This window comes from Micromonospora sp. NPDC005174 (assembly GCF_040608495.1).
In the GTDB taxonomy this organism is placed as follows: Bacteria; Actinomycetota; Actinomycetes; order Mycobacteriales; family Micromonosporaceae; genus Micromonospora.
Window position 1 is genome coordinate 109566 of sequence record NZ_JBEXIJ010000005.1, and the last position, 25163, is coordinate 134728.

The 25163-nt window shown below is 71.7% G+C and carries 27 protein-coding genes; 23 read left to right on the forward strand and 4 right to left on the reverse strand.

The genetic code is table 11. The features are described 5' to 3' along the window. Positions 1–36: 36 nt before the first annotated feature. The 3 genes from ABZU91_RS08560 (at position 37) to ABZU91_RS08570 (ending at position 2157) form a co-directional block, all read left to right on the forward strand. Positions 37–1266, forward strand: coding sequence for a cytochrome P450 (locus tag ABZU91_RS08560; protein WP_355235982.1), 1230 nt, complete (start codon positions 37–39; stop codon positions 1264–1266). Then, positions 1263–1490 (forward strand): ferredoxin, encoded by a 228-nt coding sequence (locus ABZU91_RS08565; protein WP_355235985.1) that lies wholly within the window; start codon positions 1263–1265, stop codon positions 1488–1490. Before ABZU91_RS08560 ends, ABZU91_RS08565 begins: the two co-directional genes overlap by 4 nt. A 337-nt stretch (positions 1491–1827) precedes the next feature. After that, a complete protein-coding gene (locus ABZU91_RS08570; RefSeq protein WP_355235988.1) occupies positions 1828–2157 on the forward strand; it encodes a TraR/DksA C4-type zinc finger protein in 330 nt (109 codons plus the stop codon). A 51-nt stretch (positions 2158–2208) separates the two neighbouring features. On the opposite strand, the gene ABZU91_RS08575 is transcribed toward ABZU91_RS08570, so the two are convergent. Together ABZU91_RS08575 and ABZU91_RS08580 are read right to left on the reverse strand one after the other, a co-directional pair. Continuing rightward, a complete protein-coding gene (locus tag ABZU91_RS08575) occupies positions 2209–2451 on the reverse strand; it encodes a potassium transporter TrkA (RefSeq protein WP_355235991.1) in 243 nt (80 codons plus the stop codon). A 116-nt stretch (positions 2452–2567) separates the two neighbouring features. Beyond that, positions 2568–2777 (reverse strand): hypothetical protein, encoded by a 210-nt coding sequence (locus ABZU91_RS08580; RefSeq protein WP_355235993.1) that lies wholly within the window; start codon positions 2775–2777, stop codon positions 2568–2570. Between the two features lie 74 nt (positions 2778–2851). Between ABZU91_RS08580 and ABZU91_RS08585 the strand changes: the two genes are divergently transcribed. Further along, positions 2852–4165 carry a M48 family metallopeptidase gene (locus ABZU91_RS08585; RefSeq protein WP_355235996.1) on the forward strand — a complete coding sequence of 438 codons (1314 nt, stop codon included), beginning with the start codon at positions 2852–2854 and terminating at the stop codon, positions 4163–4165. Positions 4166–4218: 53 nt separating this feature from the next. Here the strand turns inward: ABZU91_RS08585 and ABZU91_RS08590 are convergent, their stop codons facing one another. Then, positions 4219–4893: a response regulator transcription factor gene (locus ABZU91_RS08590; protein ID WP_355235999.1), complete on the reverse strand. Its 675-nt coding sequence runs from the start codon at positions 4891–4893 to the stop codon at positions 4219–4221. A 253-nt stretch (positions 4894–5146) separates the two neighbouring features. Here ABZU91_RS08590 and ABZU91_RS08595 point away from each other — a divergent pair, with 253 nt between their 5' ends. The 14 genes from ABZU91_RS08595 to ABZU91_RS08660 all read left to right on the forward strand — a co-directional run bounded on the left by ABZU91_RS08595 (position 5147) and on the right by ABZU91_RS08660 (position 20292). Beyond that, positions 5147–6910 (forward strand): biotin carboxylase N-terminal domain-containing protein, encoded by a 1764-nt coding sequence (locus ABZU91_RS08595; RefSeq protein WP_355236345.1) that lies wholly within the window; start codon positions 5147–5149, stop codon positions 6908–6910. Between the two features lie 158 nt (positions 6911–7068). Then, on the forward strand, positions 7069–8532 hold the full coding sequence (locus ABZU91_RS08600) for an FAD-dependent monooxygenase (RefSeq protein WP_355236002.1): 1464 nt from the start codon (positions 7069–7071) through the stop codon (positions 8530–8532). Positions 8533–8579: 47 nt separating this feature from the next. Then, entirely contained in the window at positions 8580–8909 is a 330-nt protein-coding gene (locus tag ABZU91_RS08605) for a TcmI family type II polyketide cyclase (RefSeq protein WP_355236005.1), read from the forward strand. Continuing rightward, positions 8906–10177 (forward strand): beta-ketoacyl-[acyl-carrier-protein] synthase family protein, encoded by a 1272-nt coding sequence (locus tag ABZU91_RS08610; protein WP_355236008.1) that lies wholly within the window; start codon positions 8906–8908, stop codon positions 10175–10177. Before ABZU91_RS08605 ends, ABZU91_RS08610 begins: the two co-directional genes overlap by 4 nt. Beyond that, entirely contained in the window at positions 10174–11391 is a 1218-nt protein-coding gene (locus ABZU91_RS08615; RefSeq protein WP_355236011.1) for a ketosynthase chain-length factor, read from the forward strand. The genes ABZU91_RS08610 and ABZU91_RS08615 overlap by 4 nt, the downstream gene beginning before the upstream one ends. Before the next feature lie 54 nt (positions 11392–11445). Next, the gene (locus ABZU91_RS08620; protein WP_355236348.1) at positions 11446–11694 is read left to right on the forward strand and encodes an acyl carrier protein; all 249 of its coding nucleotides are present in this window, start codon (positions 11446–11448) and stop codon (positions 11692–11694) included. A gap of 26 nt (positions 11695–11720) precedes the next feature. After that, positions 11721–12503 (forward strand): 3-oxoacyl-ACP reductase FabG, encoded by a 783-nt coding sequence (fabG, locus tag ABZU91_RS08625; protein WP_355236014.1) that lies wholly within the window; start codon positions 11721–11723, stop codon positions 12501–12503. 15 nt (positions 12504–12518) lie between these two features. Continuing rightward, positions 12519–13454, forward strand: a complete 936-nt coding sequence (locus ABZU91_RS08630) for an aromatase/cyclase (protein WP_355236017.1) — start codon at positions 12519–12521, stop codon at positions 13452–13454. A 2-nt stretch (positions 13455–13456) separates the two neighbouring features. Further along, the gene (locus ABZU91_RS08635) at positions 13457–15712 is read left to right on the forward strand and encodes an SDR family oxidoreductase (protein ID WP_355236020.1); all 2256 of its coding nucleotides are present in this window, start codon (positions 13457–13459) and stop codon (positions 15710–15712) included. A 34-nt stretch (positions 15713–15746) separates the two neighbouring features. Beyond that, positions 15747–16961 carry an MFS transporter gene (locus tag ABZU91_RS08640; protein ID WP_355236023.1) on the forward strand — a complete coding sequence of 405 codons (1215 nt, stop codon included), beginning with the start codon at positions 15747–15749 and terminating at the stop codon, positions 16959–16961. Between the two features lie 4 nt (positions 16962–16965). Continuing rightward, positions 16966–18531 carry an acyl-CoA carboxylase subunit beta gene (locus ABZU91_RS08645; RefSeq protein ID WP_355236026.1) on the forward strand — a complete coding sequence of 522 codons (1566 nt, stop codon included), beginning with the start codon at positions 16966–16968 and terminating at the stop codon, positions 18529–18531. After that, positions 18528–18767 carry an acyl-CoA carboxylase subunit epsilon gene (locus tag ABZU91_RS08650; protein ID WP_355236029.1) on the forward strand — a complete coding sequence of 80 codons (240 nt, stop codon included), beginning with the start codon at positions 18528–18530 and terminating at the stop codon, positions 18765–18767. Before ABZU91_RS08645 ends, ABZU91_RS08650 begins: the two co-directional genes overlap by 4 nt. After that, complete coding sequence (locus ABZU91_RS08655) at positions 18764–19630, forward strand: NAD(P)H-binding protein (RefSeq protein WP_355236032.1); 867 nt, start codon at positions 18764–18766, stop codon at positions 19628–19630. The genes ABZU91_RS08650 and ABZU91_RS08655 overlap by 4 nt, the downstream gene beginning before the upstream one ends. 11 nt (positions 19631–19641) lie before the next feature. Then, the gene (locus ABZU91_RS08660; RefSeq protein WP_355236035.1) at positions 19642–20292 is read left to right on the forward strand and encodes an antibiotic biosynthesis monooxygenase; all 651 of its coding nucleotides are present in this window, start codon (positions 19642–19644) and stop codon (positions 20290–20292) included. Between the two features lie 30 nt (positions 20293–20322). Here ABZU91_RS08660 and soxR read toward each other — a convergent pair whose 3' ends face one another. After that, positions 20323–20769, reverse strand: a complete 447-nt coding sequence (gene soxR, locus ABZU91_RS08665; protein WP_355236350.1) for a redox-sensitive transcriptional activator SoxR — start codon at positions 20767–20769, stop codon at positions 20323–20325. A gap of 132 nt (positions 20770–20901) precedes the next feature. On the opposite strand from soxR, the gene ABZU91_RS08670 reads away from it, so the two are divergent. From ABZU91_RS08670 to ABZU91_RS08690, 5 genes are all read left to right on the forward strand, one after another. Beyond that, the gene (locus ABZU91_RS08670) at positions 20902–22122 is read left to right on the forward strand and encodes a cytochrome P450 (RefSeq protein WP_355236038.1); all 1221 of its coding nucleotides are present in this window, start codon (positions 20902–20904) and stop codon (positions 22120–22122) included. Next, entirely contained in the window at positions 22119–22376 is a 258-nt protein-coding gene (locus tag ABZU91_RS08675; protein WP_355236041.1) for a ferredoxin, read from the forward strand. The genes ABZU91_RS08670 and ABZU91_RS08675 overlap by 4 nt, the downstream gene beginning before the upstream one ends. Positions 22377–22379: 3 nt before the next feature. After that, a complete protein-coding gene (locus ABZU91_RS08680) occupies positions 22380–23150 on the forward strand; it encodes a class I SAM-dependent methyltransferase (protein WP_355236044.1) in 771 nt (256 codons plus the stop codon). Positions 23151–23233: 83 nt separating this feature from the next. Next, positions 23234–24511 (forward strand): MFS transporter, encoded by a 1278-nt coding sequence (locus tag ABZU91_RS08685; RefSeq protein WP_355236047.1) that lies wholly within the window; start codon positions 23234–23236, stop codon positions 24509–24511. Continuing rightward, entirely contained in the window at positions 24501–25133 is a 633-nt protein-coding gene (locus tag ABZU91_RS08690; protein WP_355236050.1) for a DsbA family oxidoreductase, read from the forward strand. Before ABZU91_RS08685 ends, ABZU91_RS08690 begins: the two co-directional genes overlap by 11 nt. The last annotated feature ends 30 nt before the right edge of the window (positions 25134–25163 follow it).

Consider the following 25163-nt stretch of genomic DNA (forward strand, 5'->3'; position numbering starts at 1 on the left):
CCTGTGGATCGCGCCGCCTCGACGAAGGGAAGCCGGATGACCGAGAGCGCGCAGACCACCGAGAGTCGAACCGTTCCGCCCGCGCGGGCGTACCCGTTCAGTGTGCCCGACCGCCTCGTCGTCGATCCCACCTACGGCGAGCTGCGCGAGACAGAGCCGATGACCCGGGTCAAGCTCCCCTACGGCGAGGAGGCGTGGCTCGCGACCCGGTACGAGGACGTCCGTACGGTCCTCGGCGACGTGCGGTTCGGCCGGGCCCCGGCCGTCCAGCGCGACGAGCCCAGGCTCACCCAGCGCCAGCAGTACAGCGGCATGCTGACCATGGACCCGCCCGACCACACCCGGCTGCGCCGACTGGTGGCGAAGGCGTTCACGGCGCGTCGGGTGGAGGCGCTACGACCCCGGGCGCAGGAGATCGCGAACGCGCTGGTGGACGACATGGTCCAGCTCGGGCCACCGGCCGACCTGGTGGAGCACGTCGCCACGCCGCTGCCGATCCAGGTGATCTGCGAGCTGCTCGGGGTCCCGTACGCCGACCGCGACCGTTTCCACACCTGGTCGGAGGCGATCGTCTCGACCACGTCGCTGCCCCTGGAGACGATCCAGGAATACCTGAACAGTCTCTGGGGCTACATCGGTGGTCTGGTCGCCGAGCGCCGCCGCGACCCGGGGATCGACGACCTGCTCGGAGCGTTGGTGCGGGCCCGCGACGAGAATCAGGATCGGCTCAGCGAGACCGAGCTGGTGGAGTTGGCCGGAGGTCTGCTCGCGGCCGGCCACGAGACCACGGTGACCCAGATCCCCAACTTCGTCTACGTCCTGCTGCACAATCCGGACCAGCTCGCTCGGCTGCGGGCCGATCCGTCGCTGGTCCCGGCCGCGGTCGAGGAGTTGTTGCGGTACGTGCCGCTCGGTGTCGGTTCGTCCTTCGCCCGGTACGCCAAGGAGGACGTCGAGGTCGGCGGGGTGCTGGTCAAGGCCGGTGAGCCGGTTCTCGGCTCACTGTCCTCGGCGAATCGGGACAGCACCGTCTTCGCCGACCCGGACCGCTTGGATTTCGGCCGCGAGCACAATCCGCACCTGGGCTTCGGGCACGGCGTACACCACTGCGTCGGCGCGCAGCTGGCCCGCATGGAGTTGCAGGTCGCCGTCGCCACCCTCGTGACCCGTCTGCCCGGACTGCGGCTCGCCGTACCGGAGGCCGAGCTGGAGTGGAAGCGCGGCATGTTGGTGCGGGGTCTGCTCGGCATGCCGGTGGCGTGGTGAGCACCGCCTGGCGGATCGGGGTGGACGCGGGTCGCTGCATCGGCACGAGCATCTGCGCCGGTACCGCGCCCGAGTACTTCCGCCTGGTCGGTGGCCTGTCCGCGCCGTTGGCCGACGTCGTCGACCCGGCCGAGGTCGTCCTCGACGCGGCCGACTCGTGCCCGGTGGAGGCGATCACGGTCCGCGACGCCACCGACGACCGGCTGCTCGCGCCGGGGGAGTGACCCGAGATCGATCGTGGCAGGAGCGGGGCCTCGGCGCAGGCGTTGGCATTGCCGCAGGTGCCGCCTATGGTGGGGACATGTCCCTCGTGACGTTCCGCTCTCCTGCCGTCACCGGTGTGGCGGCAATCGCGGCTGCCCACGAGGCGACGGCGGCGTTGCCGATGGTGGGGTTGCGGGTGCCCGTTGTCCGGGTGCACATCACGCCCACGTCCCGGCTGTCGAGCCCGGAGCGTACCGGCCGAGGCCCCCCGCGGAATCGTTGCAGCACGAAACGACCGCCAGGGCGAAGCTTCCAAGCTTCGGCCCTTTTCTTTTTCCCCGAAGGCAGAGGTAGACCATGAGCGTCGATCATCGAACTGTGAACCAGGGCTGGCTGGCTGATCTACGAGCCTCCCTGGCCGAAGACTTTGCCACGCAGACGGCTCGGCTGCGGGAACTGACCGAGCTCAACGCGGACACCGGCGACCCGAGCGAGGCCCACAACCGGGCCGCACTGCTGATGGCCACCCGCCGCAACATCGAGCAGATCACCGCCGCGCTGAGCCGCATCAGCGACGGCACCTACGGTGCCTGCACGAAGTGTCGCCAGAACATCCCTGCTGAGCGGCTCGAAATCCTCCCGCACGCGCAGTACTGCGTGTCCTGCCAGGCGAAGCAGAACGGCTGACCTGCGGTGGGGCTGCCGTGCCGCGCCGGGCACGGCAGCCCCACCGGGCCGTCACGCAGGAGCTGACTCCGCCACGGTGACGACGTCGAGGATTCCCAGGAATCCGGCAGGGGTCACGGCCTCGGAGCGGGTCAGGGTCAGGGAGCAGGTGGCGTCCGGGTCGTCAGGTGACTCGTACACGAGATCTCGCCGGCCGCCCGGATGGTGCGTGACCACGCCCACGCGGCGGCCGTCGGCGGTGGTGAACATGCGGCGTACCCCGATGCCGGGCAGCGGGGTCAGTTCGACAATCATGGGTACTCCAGCGAGCAGGACGGCACATTCGCGCAGCGGGCACGGTGACAGCGCGGCCGGCCATGGCGGCTGGCCGGGCGGCACCAGAAGGACCGGCGCGTGCCGAGGCGAGTGGATCAGGCGAGGCCCAGCGCACGGCGCGGGGGAGCACGATCCGCAGACCAGGCGGGCACACAACCGGGGGTCGCCCGCCGTGCGGAACGGAACACGATGCACAGCCCGATCGACCGGGTAGCCGAGAGCACCAGTACGAGCACGGCGAGCAGCAGCATCGTCGGCAGCGGCGCCCGCTCGCCGACGCGGCGAGGGCTGCGTCGATCGTGCATGCCCAAACCATAGCCGTCGCCCAGAGTGTGGACCACGTCCGTGAACCAGCGACGGCGCTCTACACTCCACCCTCGTGCCGACCACGACGACGACGCCGACCAGGTGCCCGGCCTGTGCTGGCGAGCTGGTCCTGCTGGATGCGCTGACGCAGGCCTGGTGCCCTGCGTGTCTCTGGAACCTGGACGTGTACGACCCCGCCCTGTCTCCGTGGCGCGGCACGACGGTTGTCGGACGGTGGGGGTTCCGGCGCGGGCTGGAGGTGGACCGGGCGACGCAGCGGGACCTGCTGGCCGACCCGGACGCGCGCCCGACTGGGACGTCGCCGGGTGAGGCCTGGCTGTTGGCGGTCTCCGTGGCGCTGGGCCTGCTGGGCGTGGCGGCGGTGGGCTACCTCGTCTGGCTCGTCGTGGCGAGCGGCCTGCCGCCGGGGGTGCGGCTGGCTCTGGCGGTCCCCGCTGTGCTCGTCCTGCTGCTGGTCAAGCCGTCGTTCGGGCGGGTGCCCAGGCACGGCGTGATCGCCGAGGGCGACGCCCCGCAGTTGCACCGTCTGGTCCGGGAGGTCGCGGATGCCGCCGGCACACCGGTTCCCGACGTGATCTGTGCGGACTTCGGCATCAACGCCGGTGTGGCGCGGCTGGGCTGGCGCCAGCGGTCGGTGCTCGTGATCGGGATTCCCCTGTGGGTGATGCTGTCGCGGCCGGCCCGGCTTGCGCTTCTGGCCCACGAACTGGGTCACCTCGCCAACGGCGATCCACTGCGGGTACGCAGGACCCTGCTGGCGAGAACGTTCGGTGCCCGGGCGGTAGCCGCGACCGGCGGGCGGAACCCGTGGCGGCGGGCCATTCACTCGACCGAATCGCTGGCCGTGGAGGGAGGCGCCGGCGTCGTCCTCTTCGGGATGATCGTCCATGGGATCGTCGCCCTGGTGAACGTCGCCGGCGCGACCGCGCAGCTGCTCGTCGACAGCGTGGCGATGCCCGACAGCCGCCGCGCCGAATATCGGGCCGATCTGGTGGCCCGCCGCGTCGCCGGCAGCGCGGCCTTCCTCCGGTCCTGCGAGACGGTCCTGGTCGCCGACCGCATCTGGCAGGACCTGTGGCATCTCGCGCCGCGCATCGACGCCGAGCAACTGGAGGCCATGGCCGCCGAGGCCCAGCAGCGCCTGGCTCCTGAGGTGCCGCTGGCCCGCCAGGTCAGCCGGCGAACCACCGATCTGTGGAGCACCCACCCCGGCGAAGACCAGCGGATGCGGCTGATCGAGGCTCTGCCCGAGGTTGACGGGGCCCTCGGTGTCGACGACATCCGTTGGCCGGAGGTCGACGCCGAACTCGCGCCCTGGCGGCGTACCGCACACAACGTCCTGCTGGGCACCCGGGACCGGTTCTGACGAGCACGCGTCACCAGGGCAGGCCCGGACGGCCCGCGCCGAGCCTGTCGTAACTACCCGGTCCGCAGCACGGCGAAGCGGAAGCCGACGCCGCGCATCGTGACGATCCAGTCGTCGTGGCCGAGTTTGCGTCGGAGGCTGCCGACGTGTGTGTCGACCGTGCGACTGCGCCGGTTCCACGGGTCGGCCCAGACCCGGGCCATGATCTCGTCGCGGGGAACGACCGTGCCGGCCCGGGCGACCAGAAGTTGCAGCAGATCGAACTCCTTGCCGGTCAGACCGAGGTCGCGGTCGCCGATGCGTGCCTGCCGGGTCACCGGGTCGAGACGCAGCCGCTGATCGGGAACGGTGAGCGGAACCGGTCCGGCTCCGCTCATACTGGCGCTGGCGCGGCGGACGATGGCCTCCACCCGCGCGACCAGCTCGCGGAATCCGTACGGCTTGTCGATGCAGTCGTCGGCGCCCGCCCGCAGCGCCCCGACCCGGGTGGCCTCGGTGCGATCGCTGCTCAGCGCCAGCATGGGCACATCGCTGGCGGCTCGGATGTCCGCGCACAGCCGCAGGCCGTCCCGGTCCGGCAGGTCGAGGTCGAGCACGACGACGTCGGCCCGGCGCGAATCTCGTACGGTTTCGGTGCCGGTCGTGACGCGGTGCACGTCATACCCCTGCCGGCGCAGGCTGTGGGCCATGCCGGGGGCCTCGGCCCGCTCGGCGAGAAGCACCCGCATGCTCGCTCCCTTGCCTCGTCGTGCGGTGTCGTTCCGGGGAAATAGTGTCACCGCAGCTTCGGGCCAACACATACTTTGCAAAGGTCTGACACAGATTTGGGCCGGAACTTCTCCGCCTTGACGGGCTACCCGTGGGTGAGCATTATGGAGAGTACCGCCAACCCTTTCCGACGCAATCATGCGCGCTTCGGCTGCGCCCGTAAATTGCTCGATGCAGAGACGCGGAATTCCCTGAGAAAGGACTGTGCCGATGCTGCGCAAGATTCTTGTCGCGAATCGCGGTGAGATCGCCGTCCGGGTGCTGCGGGCCTGCCGGGACGCCGGCCGTACGGGGGTCGCCGTCTACGCCGACCCCGACCGCGACGCTCCGCACGTGCGCTGCGCCGACGAGGCGTACGTGCTGCGCGGGGACGTCCCGGCCACCACCTATCTCGACGCCGACAAGATCCTCGCCGTCGCGCGGGAGTGCGACGCCGACGCCGTCCATCCCGGATACGGGTTCCTGTCCGAGAACGCGGACTTCGCCCAGGCCGTGGTGGACGCCGGGCTGACCTGGATCGGCCCACCGCCCGAGGCGATTCGCCGGCTCGGCGACAAGGTGACCGCGCGGCAGGTCGCGCAACAGGTCGGGGCCCCGCTGGTGGCGGGCACCCCAGGCCCGGTGACCGGCGTCGACGACGTGCTGCGGTTCGCCACCGAGCACGGGCTGCCGATCGCGGTGAAGGCGGCCTTCGGCGGCGGCGGTCGTGGCCTCAAGGTGGCGCACACGCTAAACGAGGTACCCGAGCTGTACGAGTCGGCGGTTCGTGAGGCCGTCGTCGCGTTCGGGCGCGGGGAGTGCTTCGTCGAACGTTATCTGCCCCGGCCCCGGCACGTGGAGACCCAGTGTCTGGCCGACCGGCACGGCGGCGTGGTCGTGGTGTCCACCCGGGACTGCTCGCTGCAGCGACGGCACCAGAAGCTGGTCGAGGAGGCGCCGGCGCCGTTCCTCTCCGACGCGCAGGTCACGCAGCTCCGGGAGTCGTCGAAGGCGATCCTGCGCGAGGCCGGCTACGTCGGCGCGGGCACCGTGGAGTTCCTCGTCGGCGCCGACGGCGCCGTCTCGTTCCTCGAGGTCAACACGCGGCTGCAGGTGGAGCATCCGGTGACCGAGGAGGTGACCGGCATCGACCTGGTCCGGGAGCAACTGCGGATTGCCGAGGGGGAGCCGCTCGGCTACGACGACCCGGTCCCGCACGGGCACGCCATGGAGTTCCGGATCAACGGCGAGGACGCGGGCCGCAACTTCCTGCCCGCGCCGGGCACGATCACCCGGTTCGCGCCGCCTTCCGGGCCCGGCGTGCGTCTGGACAGCGGGGTGCAGACCGGCACCGTGATCGGGCCGGCCTGGGACTCGCTGCTGGCCAAGCTGATCGTCACCGGGCGCACGCGCGCCGAGGTGCTGCAGCGGGCGGCGCGAGCGCTCGCCGAGTTCGAGGTGACGGGCCTGCCCACGGTCATCCCGTTCCATCGTCGGGTCGTCGCCGACCCGGCCTTCGCCCCCGAACTGACCGGCTCCGACCGGCCGTTCACCGTGCACACCCGGTGGATCGAGACGGATTTCGCGAACGACATCCCGCCGTACGCGGGCGGCGTCGAGGCCGCCGAGCCGCCGGACCGCGAGACGGTGGTGGTCGAGGTGGAGGGCCGGCGGCTGGAGGTGACGCTGCCGGCGGCACCGGTCGGCGCCGCGGCGCCGGTCGCGGCCGGGGCGGTCCGGGTGCGGCGAGGCCAGGACCGCCCCGCGAGCCGGGCCGGGTCCGGCGACGCGGTGACCGCGCCCATGCAGGGCACGGTCGTCAAGGTCGCGGTGGCCGACGGCCAAGCCGTCACGCCGGGGGAGGTACTGGTCGTCCTCGAGGCGATGAAGATGGAACAGCCGGTGACCGCGCACCGGGCTGGGGTCGTATGCGATCTGCGGGCCACCGTCGGGGACGCGATCGCGACCGGCGCCGCGATCTGCCGCGTCGTGGACTGAGCGGTCCGGGGCAGTTTGCATTCGCCGACGCGACCTTGCAGTTATCTGCACATGTTCCCGTTGACCCACGCGGTCGGTCTGGTGACGATGAAATGGCGTCACGAATAGTCGCTCTCACCATTCTTGCCCGATATTCATCAACCGATGAGGGAGCATGCATGGATCCCGAAGTAATTGTCGTGGGCGCCGGTCCCGCGGGGCTGATGCTGGCCGGGGAACTGCGGCTGGCCGGGGTCCCCGTGACCGTCCTCGAACGGCTCGCGGCGCGCACCGGGGAGTCCCGAGGGCTCGGGTTCACCGCACGCACGATGGAGGTGTTCGACCAGCGCGGCCTGCTGAGCCGCTTCGGCGACGTCGACATCAGCAACCAGGGCCACTTCGGCGGCCTGCCGATCGACTTCGGGCTGCTCGACGGCGCGCACCAGGCTGCCAAGACCGTGCCGCAGTCGCACACCGAGAGCGTGCTCGAGGAGTGGGCCGTCGGGCTCGGGGCGGACATCCGCCGAGGTTGGGAGGTCACCGCGATCGCCGACGAGGGCGACGTGGTGACGGCCCAGGTCCGCGGACCCGACGGGGAGCAGCGGCTGAGCGCGCGCTACCTGGTGGGCTGCGACGGCGGCCGCAGCACGGTCCGTAAGGCGGCCGGGTTCGACTTCCCCGGCACGCCCGCCACGATGGAGATGTTCCTGGCGGACGTCAAGGGCCTCGACCTTGCCCCGCGCATGATCGGTGAGACGCTCCCGGGTGGGATGGTGATGGTCGGCCCGCTGCCCGGCGGCGTCACCCGGCTGATCGTCTGCGAGCGCGGCGCGCCTCCGCAGCGGCGTACCGCCCCGCCCGAGTACGACGAGGTCGCCTCCGCCTGGAAACGGCTGACCGGCGACGACATCTCGCACGGCGAGCCGGTGTGGGTCAGCGCGTTCGGCGACGCCACCAGGCAGGTCACGCGTTACCGCAAGGGTCGGGTCCTGCTGGCCGGCGACGCCGCGCACATCCACCTGCCGGCTGGTGGCCAGGGTATGAACGCCAGCATCCAGGACACGGTGAACCTGGGCTGGAAACTGGCCGCGGTGGTCCGCGGCCGCGCGCCCGAACGCCTGCTGGACACCTACCACGACGAGCGGCACCCGGTGGGTCGACGGCTGTTGATGAACACCCGGGCCCAGGGCCTGCTGTTCCTCAGCGGCCCCGAGGTCCAACCGCTGCGCGATGTCATCACCGAACTCATCAGGTACCCGGAGGTCAGCCGGCATCTGGCCGGCATGGTCAGCGGCCTCGAGATCCGGTACGACGTCGGTGGCGGCACCAACCCGTTGCTCGGCGCACGGATGCCGCACGTGGCGCTCGTCGGCGACGTGGCCAGCAGCACCGCAGCGTTGCACGGAGGCCGGGGCGTGCTGCTGGACACCGAGGACAACGCCGCTCTGCGCCGCCGGGCCGCAGGCTGGCGGGACCGGGTCGACATCGTCACCGCGACCCCTGCCGGGCAGGCCGACATCCGGCGGCTCGCCGGCAGTACGGCGGTGCTGGTCCGGCCGGACGGCTACGTCGCCTGGGCCGCGCCCGGCAGCCACAGTGACCTGCCGGCGGCCCTGGACCGCTGGTTCGGCCCGTCGCGATGACCCGCCACGGCATCGCCGGCAGTCATCAGGAACAGCCAGGAGGAGACATGTACAGCACGCTCATCGTCGCCCGGATGGACCCGGGCAGCTCCGACGCCGTCGCCGAGGCGTTCGGCGCGTTCGACCGCACCGAGATGCCGCATCTGATGGGTACCCGGCGACGGCAGCTGTTCACCTACCGCGGGCTCTACTTCCACCTCCAGGACTTCGCGTCCGAGGAGGGCGACCGGCGGATCGAGGAGGCCAAGACGGACCCCCGGTTCGTCGCGATCAGCACCGACCTCAAGCCGTACATCCAGGCCTTCGACCCGGCCACCTGGCGCTCGCCGGCCGACGCGATGGCCACGCGCTTCTACCGGTGGGAGGCCTCGGCATGAGCCAGCGGCGTGTGGTGATCACCGGCATCGGCGTGCTCGCGCCCGGTGGCCTCGGCGCGAAGAACTTCTGGAGCCTGCTCAGTGAGGGCCGTACGGCCACCCGCGGCATCACGTCCTTCGACCCGGCGCCCTTCCGGTCCCGGGTCGCGGCCGAGATCGACTTCGATCCGGAGGCGCACGGCCTGAGCCCGCAGCAGATCCGCCGCATGGACCGCGCCGCCCAACTGGCCGTGGTGGCCGCGCGGGAGGCCGTCACGGACAGCGGGCTGGAACTGTCCGAACTCGACCCGCACCGCATCGGCGTCACCGTGGGCAGCGCGGTCGGGGCCACGATGGGACTCGACCAGGAGTACCGGGTGGTCAGCGACGGCGGACGGCTGGATCTCGTCGAGCACGAGTACGCGGTGCCGCACCTCTACAACTACTTCGTGCCCAGCTCGTTCGCCGCCGAGGTGGCCTGGTCGGTGGGCGCCGAGGGACCGGGCACGGTGGTGTCCACCGGCTGCACGTCCGGACTGGACGCGGTCGCCTACGCGGTCGAGTTGATCCGGGAGGGCTCCGCCGACGTCATGATCGCCGGGGCGACCGATGCGCCGATCTCACCGATCACGCTCGCCTGCTTCGACGCGATCAAAGCCACGACACCGCGCAACGACGACCCGGAGCACGCGTCCCGCCCGTTCGACGGCACCCGTAACGGGTTCGTGCTCGGCGAGGGCTCGGCGATCTTCGTACTGGAGGAGCTGAGCAGTGCCCGGCGACGGCGGGCGCACCTCTACGCCGAGATCGCCGGCTACGCCTCGCGGTGCAACGCGTTCCACATGACCGGCCTGCGGCCCGACGGCGCCGAGATGGCCGAGGCGATCCGGGTGGCGCTCGACGAGGCGCGGCTGGACGCCACTGCCGTCGACTACGTCAACGCGCACGGCTCCGGCACCAAACAGAACGACCGGCACGAGACGGCCGCCTTCAAGCGCAGCCTGGGCGACCACGCGTACCGGACGCCGGTCAGCTCGATCAAGTCGATGGTCGGCCATTCGCTGGGCGCCATCGGTTCCATCGAGATCGCCGCATCGGCCCTGGCCATGGAGCACAGCGTCGTCCCGCCCACGGCCAACCTGCGCACCCCCGACCCGGAGTGCGACCTCGACTACGTGCCCGTGACCGCCCGCGACCAGCGCATCGACACCGTCCTGACCGTCGGCAGCGGCTTCGGCGGCTTCCAGACCGCGATGGTGCTCACCAGGCCGGATCGGGGGCGGGCATGAGTGCGACCGCGGTGATCACCGGCCTCGGCGTCGCCGCGCCCACCGGTCTGGGCGCCGAGCGGCACTGGGACGCCACCCTGCGGGGCGAGAACGCGATCAGCACCATCGAACGGTTCGACGCACGCCGCTACCCGACCCGGCTCGCCGGCCAGATCACCGGCTACACCGCCGAGGAGCACCTGCCCAGCCGGCTGCTGCCGCAGACCGACCGGATGACCCGGATCGCCCTCACCGCCACGGACTGGGCGCTCGCCGACGCCGGCGTCCGCCCGGAGGAGTTCGACGACTACGACATGGGTGTGGTGACGGCCAGCTCGGCCGGCGGCTTCGAGTTCGGTCAGAACGAACTGCGGAAGCTGTGGAGCAAGGGCAGCCAGCACGTCAGCGCGTACCAGTCCTTTGCCTGGTTCTATGCCGTCAACAGTGGCCAGATCTCGATCCGCAACGGCATGAAGGGCCCCAGCGGCGTGGTCGTGAGCGACCAGGCGGGCGGGCTGGACGCGCTGGCCCACGCCCGCCGGCAGATTCGCCGCGGCACCCCGGTCCTGGTCACCGGCAGCATCGACGCCTCGGTGTGCCCGTGGGGGTGGGTGGCCCAGATCGCCGGTGGCCGCCTGAGCACCGAGCCTGATCCCGACCGCGCCTACCGGCCGTTCGACGCGGACGCGTGCGGGCAGGTGCCCGGCGAGGGTGGCGCCGTGCTGATTCTCGAGGACCTCGGCGCGGCCCGGCGGCGCGGTGCTCGGATCTACGGCGAGATCGCCGGGTACGGTGCCGCGCTCGATCCGCCGCCGGGCAGCGGTCGCGGGCCGAACCTGCGCCACGCGATCGACCTCGCCCTGGCCGACGCCGGGGCCGCTCCCGCCGACATCGACGTGGTCTTCGCCGACGCCTCCGGACTGCCGGCCGAGGATCGCGCCGAGGCGGACGCGATCACCGCCGTCTTCGGCCCCCGGGGTGTCCCGGTCACCGTCCCCAAGACCATGACCGGGCGGCTCAACTCCGGCGCGGCACCGCTCGACCTGGCGACGGCCGTGCTCGCCATCGCCGAGGGCCGGATTCCGCCCACGATCAACGTCACGCCGGCCACGGAGTACCGGCTCGATCTGGTCATCGGGGAACCGCGTCCGGCGCTGGTGCGTGCCGCCCTGGTGCTCGCCCGCGGCCACGGCGGCTTCAACGCCGCGATGGTCGTCCGGGCCGTCGCTTCCTGATCTTCTTCCCGCTCAGAGCCGGCCCGCCGGGCCAGCTCCCGCACGACGGAGGACATCTTGCAGATCAATCTGGACGACCTGCGGCGCATCCTGCGCGAGGCGGCCGGCGCCGACGAGGGCACCGACCTCGACGCGGAGATCCTCGACCACACCTTCATCGAGCTCGGCTACGACTCGCTCGCCCTGCTCGAGACGGCCGGGCGCATCGAGCGCGAGTACCACGTCGCCCTCGACGACGCCGTGGTGGTCGAGGCCGAGACCCCACGGGCGCTGCTCGACGTCGTCAACGCCCAGCTCGCCTGACCCACCCGCCCGCGAAAGGAACCACCATGTCGCAGCAGCAGCGCGTCGTGCTCGTCTCGGGCGCGACAAGCGGTATCGGCCTCGCGATCGCCCGTAGCCTGGCCGCGCAGGGCCACCGGGTCTACCTCGGCGCCCGCAACGCGGAGAACGTCGCCACCACGGTCAAGCAGCTGACCGAGCAGGGTCACACCGTCGGCGGCAGCGCGCTGGACGTGCGCTCCGGGGAGTCGGTAGGGGCGTTCGTGCGGGCCGCGGTCGCCCACTTCGGCCCGGTCGACGTGCTCGTCAACAACGCCGGGCGCAGCGGTGGCGGTGTCACCGCCGACATCACCGACGAGCTGTGGGAGGACGTCGTGGAGACGAACCTCACCAGCGTCTTCCGGATGACCCGGGAGGTCCTCACCACCGGGGGTCTGCGCGACCGGTCGTGGGGCCGCATCATCAACATCGCCTCCACCGCCGGTAAGCAGGGCGTGGTGCTCGGCGCCCCGTACTCGGCGTCCAAGCACGGGGTGGTCGGGTTCACCAAGGCGCTGGGAAACGAGCTGGCGCCTACCGGCATCACGGTCAACGCGGTCTGCCCGGGCTACGTGGAGACCCCGATGGCCCAACGGGTGCGCCAGGGCTACGCGGCCGCGTACGACACCACCGAGGACGCGATCCTCAGCAGGTTCGAGGCGAAGATCCCGCTCGGGCGCTACTCCACCCCCGAGGAGGTCGCCGGGCTGGTCGGATACCTGGTCTCGGACACCGCCTCCTCGATCACCTCCCAGGCCCTGAACGTCTGCGGCGGCCTGGGCAACTTCTGAGCCACGGAGGACGACATGACCACCCGTCAGGTAGAGCACGAGATCGTCGCCGAGGCCCCGGCGTCCACCGTCTACGACCTGATCGCCCAGGTCGGGAACTGGCCGCGGCTCTTCCCGCCGACCATCTACGCCGAGCAGGTGGAGGCCGGCGACGGTGCGGAGCGGATCAGGATCTGGGCGACCGCCAACAACACCGCCAAGACCTGGACCTCGCGCCGGACCCTGGACCCCGAACGGCTGACGATCGGATTCCGCCAGGAAATCTCGGCGCCGCCGGTGGCCGCCATGGGCGGCACCTGGAAGATCGAGCCGCTGACCACCACCCGCTGCCGCATCCGACTGCTGCACGACTACCGCGCGGTCGACGACGAGCCGGACTCGCTGCGCTGGATCGACGAGGCCGTGGACCGCAACTCGCGCTCCGAACTGGCCGCGCTACGGGCCAGCGTCGAGGCGACGGTCGCCGACGCCGGACTGTCGTTCTCGTTCGAGGACACGGTCCGCGTCGACGGCTCGGCCAAGGACGTCTACGACTTCATCAACGAGGCCGGGTTGTGGGAGCAGCGGTTGCCGCACGTCGCCCGGGTCACGCTCACCGAGGACACTCCCGGGCTGCAGGTGCTCGAGATGGACACGCGGGCGCGGGACGGCTCCACGCACACCACCAAGTCGTACCGGGTGACGCTGCCGTACCACCGGATCGCCTACAAGCAGGTGACTCTGCCCGCGCTGATGACCCTCCACACGGGCGTGTGGACGTTCACCGACGACGACCAGGGCGTGACCGCCACCTCGCAGCACACGGTCGTCCTCAACCCGGCCGCCATCGCCCGGGTGCTGGGCGAGGACGCGACAGTCGACGACGCCCGGACGTACGTCCGCGAGGCGCTGAGCGCGAACAGCCGGGCGACCCTGGGGCACGCCAAGGATTACGCCGAGAAGAAGCGCTGACCATGGCCACCCCCGGACGGGAGTGCGAGGTGCTCGTCGTCGGCGCCGGCCCGGTCGGGCTCATGCTGGCCGGGGAACTGCGGCTCGCCGGCGTCGAGGTGGCGGTCGTCGACCGGCTGCCCGCGCCGACCAGCGAATCCCGGGCCTCGACCCTGCACGCCCGCACGATGGAGCTGCTGGACAACCGGGGCCTGCTGGCCCGCTTCGGCACGTTGCCCAACGACGTGATGGGCCACCTCAGTGGCATCCCGCTGAGCCTGGACCTGGACACGCCGTACCCCGGGCAGTGGAAGGTGCCGCAGACCCGGACCGAGGCGATTCTCGGGGAGTGGGCCGGTGACCTCGGCGCGCACGTCGCGCGGAGCCGCGAGCTCGTCGGGTTGACCGAGCGGGCCGGCACGGTGGAGGCCGTCGTCACCGGTCCCGCCGGCACCGCGACCGTGCGCGCCCGTTACGTCGTCGGCTGCGACGGTGAGGACAGCACCGTCCGCCGCCTGGCCGGGATCGACTTCCCTGGTCACGGCACCGCGCGGGAGATGATCCGGGCCGACGTGGCCGGCATCGACATCCCGAACCGCCGGTTCCAGCGTCTCCCGGCCGGGCTGGCGATCGCGGCGCGTTCCCGCGACGGGGTGACCCGGGTGATGGTGCACGTCTTCGACCGGCGGGACACCGGCCGGCGGGACGCGCCCGACTTCGCCGAGGTCTGTGCCGACTGGCAGGCGGTGACCGGCGAGGACATCAGCGGTGGCACGCCGTTGTGGGTGAACGCCTTCGGTGACGCCTGCCGGTTGGCAGCCCGATACCGGCGGGGCCGGGTGCTGCTCGCCGGGGACGCGGCCCACCAGCAGATGCCGATCGGCGGACAGGCGTTGAACCTGGGCGTGCACGACGCTGTCAACCTCGGCTGGAAGCTGGCCGCGGTGGTGCGGGGCCGGGCCCCGGAGCGACTGCTGGAGACCTACCACGACGAGCGGCACGCGGTCGCCGCCCGGGTTCTCACCGGCATCGAGGCGCAGGCGGCGCTGCTGCTCGGCGGTCCCGAGGTGGAGCCCGTGCGGGAGGTACTCGCCGAGCTGGCTGCCTACGAGCCGGTCCGACGGCACCTGGCCGCCACGATCTCCGGATTGGACGTGCGCTACGGCGCTGACAGGGATGACCAACCGCTGCTCGGTGGCCGGCTGGCCCCCGTCGCCCTGCGGACCGCATCCGGCCCGACCACCTCGGCCCGACTGCTGCGCGACGGCCGAGGGCTGCTGCTGATCCCCGCGTCCGACGACGACCGAAAGGCCCGTCTGGTCCGGGCCGTCCACGGGTGGCGGGACCGCGTCCAGGCGGTCCCCACCGAGGCGGCCCCTGGTCTGCCGGACCCGGTGCTCGTGCGGCCCGACGGCCACGTTGCCTGGACCGCACCCGACGGCACCGCCGGGCTGACCGAGGCCCTCGAACGCTGGTTCGGGCCGTCCGCGCCCGATCACCTCACGGAAGGAACCACAATGGATCGACTGGCTGGCAAGACAGCCCTGGTCACCGGTGCGAGTCGGGGTATCGGCCGCGCGATCGCGGTGCGCCTGGCCGCCGAGGGGGCCCTCGTCGCGGTGCACTACACCGCCCGCGCCGACGCCGCCGAGGAGGTCGTCGCGACCATCGAGAAGGACGGCGGTCGCGCTTTCGCTGTCCGCGCCGAACTCGGGGTCAGCGGCGACGTCCACGAGCTGTTCCTCGCCCTGGAAGAAGGCCTCAAGGAGCGCACCGGCGACACCCGACTCGACATCCTGGTCAACAACGCCGGCCAGATGGGCGGGGTGGCGCCCGAGGAGACCACGTCCGAGCAGTTCGACAGGCTGTTCGCGGTCAACGCCAAGGCGCCGTTCTTCCTCATCCAGCGCGCCCTGCGCAACCTCGCCGCCGGTGGCCGCATCGTCAACATCTCCTCCGGGCTGACCCGGGTCGCCAACCCCTCGGAGATCGCGTACGCGATGACCAAGGGCGCGGTCGAGCAGCTCAGCCTGCACTTCGCGAAGCACCTGGCACCACGTGGCATCACCGTGAACAGCGTCGCGCCGGGCATCACCCGCAACGGCAACCCGGTTTTCGACATCCCCGAGGCGGTGGAGCAGATGGCGCAGCTGTCGGCGTTCCAACGGGTCGGCGAGCCGGAGGACGTGGCCGATGTGGTGGCCTTCCTGGCGTCCCCGGACGGCCGCTGGGTGACCGGTGCCTTCCTCGACGCGACCGGGGGCACGCTGCTCGGCTGAGCCGCCCCGCCGCCCTCCGTTCCGGGAGCTTCCGATGCGAACCTCTGCCCGCTGGGCTCTTCTGCTGGTGCTGGCCGGCACCATGCTCATCGACTCTCTCGAGGTGTCGATGATGGTCGTGGTGCTGCCCTCGGCCGGCCGCTCCCTGAACCTGGCGGTGACGCAGGTGCAGGCCCTGGTCACCGGGTTCGCGCTCGGCTTCGCCGCGCTGTTGCCGCTCGGTGGCCGGGCCGTGCACCGGTTCGGCCGACGGCGGGTGTACCTCGGCGCGCTGTTGCTGTTCGCCGCCGCCTCGGTGCTCGGTGGCCTGTCCGCCGACTTCCCGCTCATCGTGGCCACCCGCGTGGTCAAGGGGTGCTGCGCGGCGCTGACCGCACCGGCAGGGCTCACCATCATCGCCACGGCCTTCCCGCCGGGCCGGGAGCGCGACCGGGCGATCTCGGTCTACACGATCGTGGCCGCTACCGGCTTCACCGGTGGGCTGCTGTTGGCCGGGGCCGTGGGCGCGGCGGACTGGCGCTGGACGCTCATCGCTCCGGCGCCGGCGGCGCTCCTGCTGTTCCTGCTCGGGCTGGCCGTCCTTCCGGACGTCGCCGCGCCCCCACCGGTACGCCTCGGCGCGGGTGCGGTCGCCGCCGCGCCAGGGCTGCTGCGCGCGATGGCCGGGGCGGCCACGCTCAACGGCTCGTACCTGGGTCTGCTGCTACTGGCCACGGTGTGGCTACAGAGCAGTGCGGGCTGGTCGCCGCTGCGGACGGCAGTGGCGCTCCTGCCCGTCAGCGTGCCACTCGCGCTGGCCGCACCGTTCTCGGGCCGGGTGGTCAACCGGTTCGGTGTCCGCTGGCCGATCCTGGCCGGGGCAGTCACCGTCTGTCTGGGTTATCTGGTGTTCGGGCGGGTCCTGCGGCCGGGGCCCGTCGACGCGTCCGCGGTGCTGCTCCCGCTGCTGCTCGTGGGCATCGGGTTCGCCCTGAGCTTCACCGCCCTCAACGTGCAGACGGCCACCGCCGTGCCGCCCGAGCAGCGCGCCGCGGCCACGAGCCGGTACCAGACCGCGGTGCAGGCGGCCGCGGTGGTGGTGCCGTTGGCGGTGGCCGTCCTGCTGAGCTGGTCCGCCCCGCAGGCGCTGTGGCTCGTGATCGCCCTCGGCTCGCTCGGTGTGGCGGTTGCCGTCACGGGCCTGCTGCGACCGGCCAGGGCCGCCGGATATCCCCTGCCCACCCCCATCCGTACCGAGCACAGGAGTTAGCCGTATGACAACCGCCACCGATCCGGTTCGTCCGGGCGCGGACGAGCTCTCCCGGATGAAGGACGAGATCCGCCGTGGCCCCGACCCGGCGGCCACCGAACGCCAGCACGCCAAGGGCAAGCTGACCGCGTACGAACGTATCGACCTGCTGCTCGACCCGGGGTCGTTCCACGAGGTGGAGGCGCTGCGCCGGCACCGGGCCACCGGCTTCGGTCTGGAGGACAAACGCCCGTACACCGACGGTGTGGTGACCGGCTGGGGCACCGTGCACGGACGCACGGTCTTCGTCTACGCCCACGACTTCCGCATCTTCGGCGGTGCCCTCGGCGAGGCGCACGCAACCAAGATCCACAAGATCATGGACATGGCCCTGGCGGCTGGCGCCCCGTTGGTGTCGCTCAACGACGGCGCCGGCGCCCGCATCCAGGAAGGGGTCGCGGCGCTGGCCGGGTACGGCGGCATCTTCGAGCGCAACACCCGGGCTTCGGGCGTCATCCCGCAGCTCAGCGTCATGCTGGGGCCGTGCGCGGGCGGGGCGGCCTACTCGCCGGCGCTCACCGACTTCGTGCTCATGGTGCGCGGCACCGCGCAGATGTTCATCACCGGCCCCGACGTCGTGCAGGCGGTCACCGGCGAGGTCATCACCCACGACGGCCTCGGCGGCGCCGACGTGCACGCCGGGTCGTCAGGGGTCGCTCACCTGGCGTACGACGACGAGCGCGCCTGCCTGGCGGACACCCGGTATCTGTTGTCGCTGCTGCCGTCCAACAATCGCGTGCTCGCACCGGCGGTGCCCTGCGACGATCCCGGGGATCGTCCCAACGACGGCCTGCTCGACCTGGTGCCCGAGGATCCCAGCCGCGGTTACGACATCCGGTCCGTGATCGAGGAGATCGCCGACGACGGCGAGTACTTCGAGGTGCATCCCGACTTCGCCGGCAACGTCGTGTGTGCGCTGACGCGGTTCGGCGGCGAGGTCGCCGGCGTCGTCGCCAACCAGCCGGCCGTGCTCGCCGGCGTGCTCGACATCCATGCCAGTGAGAAGGCGGCGCGGTTCGTGCAGTTCTGCGACGCGTTCAACATCCCGCTGGTGACTCTTGTCGACGTGCCCGGCTTCCTGCCCGGTGTGGACCAGGAGCACGACGGCATCATCCGGCACGGGGCGAAGCTGCTGTACGCGTACTGCAACGCCACCGTGCCGCGCATCTCGATCGTGCTGCGCAAGGCGTACGGCGGTGCCTACATCGTCATGGACTCACGCTCGCTCGGCGCTGACCTCGCCTTCGCCTGGCCCGGCAACGAGATCGCGGTGATGGGCGCCGAGGGGGCGGCCAACGTCATCTTCCGGCGCGAGATCCAGGCCGCCGACGACCCGGAGGCGGTACGACAGCAGAGGGTCAAGGAGTACCGGACCCAGCTCATGCACCCCTACTACGCGGCCGAGCGCGGGCTGGTCGACGACGTGATCGACCCGCGCCAGACCCGGCAGACCGTCGTCCGCGCGTTGGCCATGCTGCGCGACAAGCACCGCGACCGGCCGTCGCGCAAGCACGGCAACCCGCCGCAATGAGCACCGCAAGCACCCCCACCCACGTCCGTGTCGAGCGGGGACAGCCGAGCCCGCAGGAACTGGCCGCCGTGGTCGCGGTCCTGCTGACGCGTCGCGTCGCCTCCCCGGCTCCCGCCCCGGCGTCCCGTGACCGGACCGCGGGCTGGCACCGGCACGGGCTGATCGCGGAACAGTACTGCCCGCGGAGCTGGCGCACCGCCGCACGGGCCTCGGACCGAGAAGGAGAACTGCGATGAACGATCAACGGACCGTGCTGGTGACGGGGGCGACCGGCAACGTCGGCCCACACGCCGTCAGTCAGTTGCTGGCGGCCGGCGCCCGGGTGCGGGCGCTGGTGCTCGCCGACGACCCGAACGTGGATCGCCTCCCCGCCGGCGTGCAGCTGTGCACCGGCGACCTGGCGGACCCGGACAGCCTCGACGCGGCCCTGGACGGAGTGGACGGCGTCTTCTGGATGTGGCCGTTCTTCTCGCTCAGCACCGCCACCGCCCCGGCGGTGCTGAAGAAGATGGAGCAGCAGGTCGACCGGGTCGTGGTGGTCTCCTCGGTCGGCGTCCACATCGGACTGGAGCCGGTCGACAACAACTGCCACGCCTACCTGGAGCACCTCCTCGAGCAGAGCACGCTGACCTGGACCTTTCTGCGCACGACCGGCTTCATGGCCAACGCCCTGGGCTTCGCGGCGCAGATCCGCGGCGACGGGCGGGTGGTCCGCTTCCCGTACGGGGACGCCGCCCGCACCTCCGTGCACGAGGCCGACCTGGCTGCGGTCGGGGTACGGGCGCTGCTCGACGACGGGCACGAGCACCGTAGATATCTGGTGTCCGGCCCGGAGGTGCTGACCCAACGCGAGCAGGTCGAGATCATCGGTGAGGTCGTCGGTCGCCCGCTCCAGTGGCAGGACGTACACGCCGAGGAGGCCCGGCGGCAGATGGTGGCGACCGGCTGGCCCCCGTCGTACGCCGACGGCGCCCTCGACTACTTCGCGATGCTGACCAAGGAGTCGGAGGTCGGGTCCACCGTGGTGGCGGAGGTGACCGGGCAGCCCGCCCGGACGTTCCGCCAGTGGGCGCACGAGCACGCTGCGGCGTTCCGCTGAGCGGGGCGGACATGGGACACTTCGCCGCCTTCGACATCTTCCGCCTCGCCGAGCCGGCGGACGCCGGGGAGGTCGTTGCCGCGCTGGCCGCCGTCGTGGACGCCCGCGCGCGGACCACCCCCGGATTTCTGCTCTCCCGGGTGCATCTGACCCTCGACGGCTCGACGTTGGTGCACCACACCCGGTGGACCAGTGAGCGGAACTACCGCCTCTGGTGTCCCGACGACGCCGCGGTCGGAGAGCCGGGCCCCCCGTACCGGCATGCGGCGGTGCGTACGGCCGTCACCGTGACCGGCATCGCGGCCGGCGGAATCCAGGGTCCAGCCGTCGGCCAGCCCCCACGGGTGGCGGCGGTCGCGATCCGACACTTCGCCGGCCCCGAACCGGCGGCGGCGGTGCTCGGCCTGCTGCACCGTTCCGGGCAGTGGAAGCGCGATCATCCCGGGTTCATCGCCGCCGACGTCTGCCTCAGCGCCGACGGCCGGACGTTCGTCAACTATCCGGCGTGGACCGGGCGCAGCGCGTACGAGGCGTGGATGGCCGATCCGCGCATCAGTGCTGGTCAGGCCGAGGTCGCGCGGCTGGAGCTGGCACCCCCGCAGTACTTCGTGTGCACCGTGGAGCACGAGGTGGTGGGGCACCACATCAGCCCGCAACGGTGACCGCGATGGCTCCACCGGTAGAGGAGCGCCTCACTCGATCTGCAGGCGGCGCGGGCCGGCACCCTGCCGGCCCAGCACGTCGTACGGGTTGACCAGGACGCACCTCTCCAGGGTCAGGCAGCCGCAGCCGATGCAGTCGATCAACTCGTCGCGCAGTTTGAGTAGCTGGGCGATGCGCCGGTCGAGGTCGGTCCGCCACTCCTCCGACAACTGCACCCACTGCTCCTGACTGGGCGCCCGGTCCGTCGGCAGGATGCTCAGCGCCTCGGCGATCTCGGTGAGCGGGATGCCGACCCGCTGGGACACCCGGATGAACGCCACCCGGCGCAGCGTGTCGCGCGAGTAGCGACGCTGATTGCCCGGGGTGCGACGGCTGCGGATCAGCCCCTCGCGTTCGTAGAAGCGCAGGGCCGAGGTGGAGACGCCACTGCGCCGGGCCAGCTCGCCGACCGTCAGCTCCTTGGCGATGGGGGACATCTGCGTCATGCCCGCCAGCGTATGCCCTGTCGATTCTTTGCATTTCTTGACGTGGCTCTGGCACGGGTGCCGTTGCTGGTGCCGGAGTCGACAACCAGACTCGGTCCGAATGGTTCCGGAGGGACGTAAACAATGGATACCTTGCCTGCTCCGCTGTTCAGTGCGACGTATTTCCAAGACCCCTATCCGACGCTCGGATGGCTGCGCGACACCTCGCCGGTGCACGAATTCGCGTTCCCGGTCGGCGGCGTGCGTACCTGGATCGTGACCCGCTTCGACGACGTGCGGACGCTCCTGGCCGACCAGCGGTTCAGCTCCGAGGGCGGCACCTGGGGCAACCCGGAGTTCCAGGCGGCGGGCCTGGTCAGCGGGGCCGGCAGTGTGCTCGAGAAGGCGGTCACGGTGGTCGACCCGCCGGCACACACCCGCCTGCGGCGGTTGGTGATGAGCGCGTTCACGCCGAGTCGGATCGCCCAGTGGCAGACCGTTGTCGAGAAGGCTGTGGCGGCGGCGCTCGACCGTTGCGAGGCGCGCGGCTCGTTCGACGTGATGGAGCACTACGCCGGGCCGGTCTCGTCCGCCGTGATGGGCGAGATCCTGGGCCTGCGCATCGACCGCCACGAGCAACTCGTGCAGGCGCTCGCCCAGGCGTTCCCGTCCGACGACGCGCAGATGGCCCAGGTCGCCGAGGGCTTCGCCCGGATCTGTGACTACGCCGCCGACCTGGTCGCCGAGAAGCGCCGGCGGCCGGACGACGACCTGACCACGGCGCTGCTGCAGGCGCGCGAGGACGGGGACCAGCTCTCCGAGGAGGAACTCGTCGCCACCGTCGCGGCCATGATCCTGGCCGGCAGCGACACCATCCGGGCCTTCGTCGGCAACGCGGCACTCGCCCTGCTCGACCACCCGGACCAGCGCGACCTGCTGGTCGAGCGGCCCGGCATCGAGGAATCGGCGGTCGAGGAACTGCTCCGGTACGAGGGCGCGCTCAGCACGGCGCTGTTCCGGGTCACGACCGAGGAGCTCACGTTCGCGGGCACGGTGCTGCCGGCCGGCGCTCCGGTGATCGCTGCCCTCCTGTCGGCCAACCGCGACCCACGCCAGTTCGACGAGCCGGACCGTCTCGATCTGACCCGGACCCGGCTGCGCCACGTCGGGCTCGGCCACGGCCTGCACAACTGCCTCGGTGCGGCGCTGGCCCGGTTAGAGGGACGGATCGCCATCCCGGCGCTGTTCCGCCGGTTCCCCCAGCTGGACCTCGCCGTTGCCCGGCAGGACCTGCGCTACATCGAGAACTGGGCGATGCGCCGCCTGGTCACGCTGCCGGTACGGACGACGGGCACGCAACGGTGATCTCCGGCGACCGGGAGACCGAAGCCACCGTGCACGTGAACCCGCGGCTGTGCCGCGGCACCGGGCTGTGCCAGGCGATGTCGCCAGCGCTGTTCCGGCTGACTGCGGCCGGTCATGCCGTGGCCGTCGAGGCCCGGTTGACCGGCCCGGAAGAACTCGAAACCGCCCGTTCTGTCGCGGACTGCTGCCCGATGGGAGCCGTCGAGCTCACCGTCGGGCCAGCCACCGGCGGATCGGGCCGACCGGAGAGGTGAGCCATGACGTTGACCCAACCGACGGCGCAGGAGGCCGAGGCCATCCTCGCGGCGTTGTGGGAGCGTAACTACGACCCCCTGACGACCGAGTTGATCGGCCGGTTGCCGCTCGGGCCCGGCGCCCGCTGCCTCGACATCGGCGCCGGCGCCGGCTCGATGACGAAATGGCTCGCCGCGCGGGTTCCGCAGGGATCGGTGCTCGCCGTCGACGTCAACACCGATGGCCTCGACGACGTGCGCGTCCCCGGGGTGACGGTGCGGCAGGGCGACATCGAGACCGAGCAGTTCGCGCCCGGATCGTTCGACTTCATCCTGGCCCGTGGGGTGTTCTCGGTCCTCAAGAGCCCCGACGAGCTGCTGAGCCGGGCCGTGCGGTGGCTGGCTCCGGGCGGTTGGGTGCTTGTCGAGGACTTCTACTTCATGCCGGCCGAGGACGCGGCCACCCCGCTGGGTCACCGGGTCATCGAGGCCTACCTGCGTGCGTTCCGGGCACAGGGTGCTGACATGCGGTTCGCCCGCCGGCTGCCGGCCCGGCTGGCCGCCGAAGGGCTCGCCGGGGTGGACTTCCACCTGCGGCCGCTCGGCCCCGGTCAGGGGCAGTACGAGAACGAGCTGATGCGTCGCCGGCTTGAGCTGCAGGGCCAGCCGCTGGTCGACAACGGCTGGGTCAGCGCGCAGGACCTGGCCGACTTCGTCGCCACCATCGAGGCGCCGGCGTCCCGGGATGTCACGACCCTGCTCTTCTCGGTCTGGGGCCAGCGACCACCGGTCTGACGGAACTTGACTTCATCCTTGGTTCAGCTTCTACGGTGTGAATGTCCGTGATTGCACTGCGAAACCGAGGAAAGGAGCCTGGCGTGCACCCTCCCGACAGCCCCGGCCGGACGGCGGGACCGCCCCCGGGCGCGCAGGCAGCGGTCCTGGTCCTTGCGGGCATGCTGACGATCATGGCGGGAGCGGTCGTGTCACCCGCCATTCCCGGCATCCGGGCCGCGTTCGCCGACACGGCCGACGCCGACCTGCTGTCCCGCATGATCACCAGCACCCACGCGCTGGCGATCGTGGTGTTCGCCCCGTTCGCTGGCGCGCTGTCCGAGCGGATCGGGCGGAAGCGGGCTCTGGTCATCGGCATGCTCGCGTTCGCCCTGGGCGGCAGCTCCGGGTTCTACCTGTCCGACCTCTACAGCATCCTGGTCGGTCGGATCGTGCTCGGCCTCGGGGTCGCGCTCGTGATGACCACCAGCGTCGCCATGGTGGCCGACCTCTACGAGGGGTCCCAGCGGCAGCGGTTGCTCGGCCGGCAGACCTCCGCCGGGGCGTTCGGTGGAGTGCTCCTGCTGGTCGGCGGTGGCGCGCTGGCCGGGCTGGGCTGGCGCAGCGTCTTCCTGGTCTACCTGCTCGGCGCGGTGCTCGCCGTCGCCGCGCTGCGCTACCTGCCCGGTGGTGCCCGCCCGCCCGGCTCCGCCGACAGGGACGCCGGCTCCGGCGTCCCCGCCCGGCGCTGGTGGCCGGTGGGCATCACCGCGGCGCTCGTCGCGATGCTGCTCGGTCAGGTCGCGTTCTACTCGGTACCGGTGCAGGTGCCGTTCCTGGTGGAGAACGACTTCCACGCGACCTCGATCGCCACCGGCGCGGTCATCGCGGTGCAGACCCTGACCACCGGCCTGGTGTCGCTGCGCTTCGCCGCGATCCGGCGGCTGGCCGGTGAGTACGTGCTCGTCGCCGTGGCCTTCGCCGCGATCGGAGCCGGTTATCTGGTGCTGTTCGCGGCCCCGCACGTCGTCGTGCTGGGCGTGGGCACCCTGGTCATGGGCGTCGGTCTGGGCATCCTGATGCCGACGCTGAACAACTGGGTGGTCAACACCGCGCCGGAGGACTCCCGTGGCCGGTACGCCGGCTTCCTGACCACCGCCCTGTTCCTGGGTCAGTTCCTGGCGCCGATCGTGACCCAGCCGGCCGTGAGCCGCCTCGGCATCCAGCCGCTGTTCCTGATCATCGCGACCGGCGCGCTGATCGTCGCCGCCGGCTACCTCGCCGCGTCCCGGCGTCGTGCCCGCGCGGACGCCGAACCCGACACCGACCGGGCCGACGTGCTCGCGTCCCGACTCGACCAAGGATCTCCCCATGCCCGCTGACGCCGACCGCTCGACGCGGGTCGAGTTCGTCCTCGACCTCATCTGCGTGCACTCGTACCTGGCCTTCACCCGCTTCGAGAAGGCCGCCGCCCGTCGGCGCGCGGACGGCCGGACGATCGAGGTGACGTTCCGGCCGTTCCAGATCGACGCCGGGGCCCCCGAGGAGGGCGAGCCGCTGACCGAGCGCCACCGCCGGGACTTCGGTGCCGCTGCTGAGGAGATGGTGCAGCGCATGACCGGCACCGCCGCCCGCGACGGCCTCAGCCTCGACTTCGGCCGGGCCGTCTTCGTCAACACGTTCCGGGCCCACCTGCTGCTGGCGACGGCGCAACGACAGGGGCGGGCGGAGGCGGCCGCGGAACGGCTGTTCCGGGCCTACTTCAGCGAGGGCCGCAACATCGGAGATCCGGACACGCTGGACGAACTAGCCGCCGACGCCGGTGTCACGCCGGTGACGGCCGGCGGAAGCGGTCCCGGACCGGACGAGGTCGCCGCCGCCCTTCTCGCAGTGCGGGAGCGAGGCGTCACGTCGGTGCCGCTGGTGCGGGTGGACGACGGCCCGGAGCTGTCCGGCGCCCGCTCGGAAGACGAGTACCTGGACGCGCTGTCCCCGACCAGGTGACGCGCGTACCGCCACCGATCACGCCCCCAG

Bases quoted from the DNA above. Each gene is read 5' to 3' on its own strand.
- ABZU91_RS08560 (WP_355235982.1), top strand. From the start codon at position 37: ATGACCGAGAGCGCGCAGACCACCGAGAGTCGAACCGTTCCGCCCGCG.
- ABZU91_RS08570 (WP_355235988.1), top strand. From the start codon at position 1,828: ATGAGCGTCGATCATCGAACTGTGAACCAGGGCTGGCTGGCTGATCTA.
- ABZU91_RS08575 (WP_355235991.1), bottom strand. From the start codon at position 2,451: ATGATTGTCGAACTGACCCCGCTGCCCGGCATCGGGGTACGCCGCATG.
- ABZU91_RS08580 (WP_355235993.1), bottom strand. From the start codon at position 2,777: ATGCACGATCGACGCAGCCCTCGCCGCGTCGGCGAGCGGGCGCCGCTG.
- ABZU91_RS08590 (WP_355235999.1), bottom strand. From the start codon at position 4,893: ATGCGGGTGCTTCTCGCCGAGCGGGCCGAGGCCCCCGGCATGGCCCAC.
- ABZU91_RS08600 (WP_355236002.1), top strand. From the start codon at position 7,069: ATGGATCCCGAAGTAATTGTCGTGGGCGCCGGTCCCGCGGGGCTGATG.
- ABZU91_RS08605 (WP_355236005.1), top strand. From the start codon at position 8,580: ATGTACAGCACGCTCATCGTCGCCCGGATGGACCCGGGCAGCTCCGAC.
- ABZU91_RS08610 (WP_355236008.1), top strand. From the start codon at position 8,906: ATGAGCCAGCGGCGTGTGGTGATCACCGGCATCGGCGTGCTCGCGCCC.
- ABZU91_RS08615 (WP_355236011.1), top strand. From the start codon at position 10,174: ATGAGTGCGACCGCGGTGATCACCGGCCTCGGCGTCGCCGCGCCCACC.
- fabG (WP_355236014.1), top strand. From the start codon at position 11,721: ATGTCGCAGCAGCAGCGCGTCGTGCTCGTCTCGGGCGCGACAAGCGGT.
- ABZU91_RS08630 (WP_355236017.1), top strand. From the start codon at position 12,519: ATGACCACCCGTCAGGTAGAGCACGAGATCGTCGCCGAGGCCCCGGCG.
- ABZU91_RS08635 (WP_355236020.1), top strand. From the start codon at position 13,457: ATGGCCACCCCCGGACGGGAGTGCGAGGTGCTCGTCGTCGGCGCCGGC.
- ABZU91_RS08640 (WP_355236023.1), top strand. From the start codon at position 15,747: ATGCGAACCTCTGCCCGCTGGGCTCTTCTGCTGGTGCTGGCCGGCACC.
- ABZU91_RS08645 (WP_355236026.1), top strand. From the start codon at position 16,966: ATGACAACCGCCACCGATCCGGTTCGTCCGGGCGCGGACGAGCTCTCC.
- ABZU91_RS08650 (WP_355236029.1), top strand. From the start codon at position 18,528: ATGAGCACCGCAAGCACCCCCACCCACGTCCGTGTCGAGCGGGGACAG.
- ABZU91_RS08655 (WP_355236032.1), top strand. From the start codon at position 18,764: ATGAACGATCAACGGACCGTGCTGGTGACGGGGGCGACCGGCAACGTC.
- ABZU91_RS08660 (WP_355236035.1), top strand. From the start codon at position 19,642: ATGGGACACTTCGCCGCCTTCGACATCTTCCGCCTCGCCGAGCCGGCG.
- soxR (WP_355236350.1), bottom strand. From the start codon at position 20,769: ATGTCCCCCATCGCCAAGGAGCTGACGGTCGGCGAGCTGGCCCGGCGC.
- ABZU91_RS08670 (WP_355236038.1), top strand. From the start codon at position 20,902: ATGGATACCTTGCCTGCTCCGCTGTTCAGTGCGACGTATTTCCAAGAC.
- ABZU91_RS08680 (WP_355236044.1), top strand. From the start codon at position 22,380: ATGACGTTGACCCAACCGACGGCGCAGGAGGCCGAGGCCATCCTCGCG.
- ABZU91_RS08690 (WP_355236050.1), top strand. From the start codon at position 24,501: ATGCCCGCTGACGCCGACCGCTCGACGCGGGTCGAGTTCGTCCTCGAC.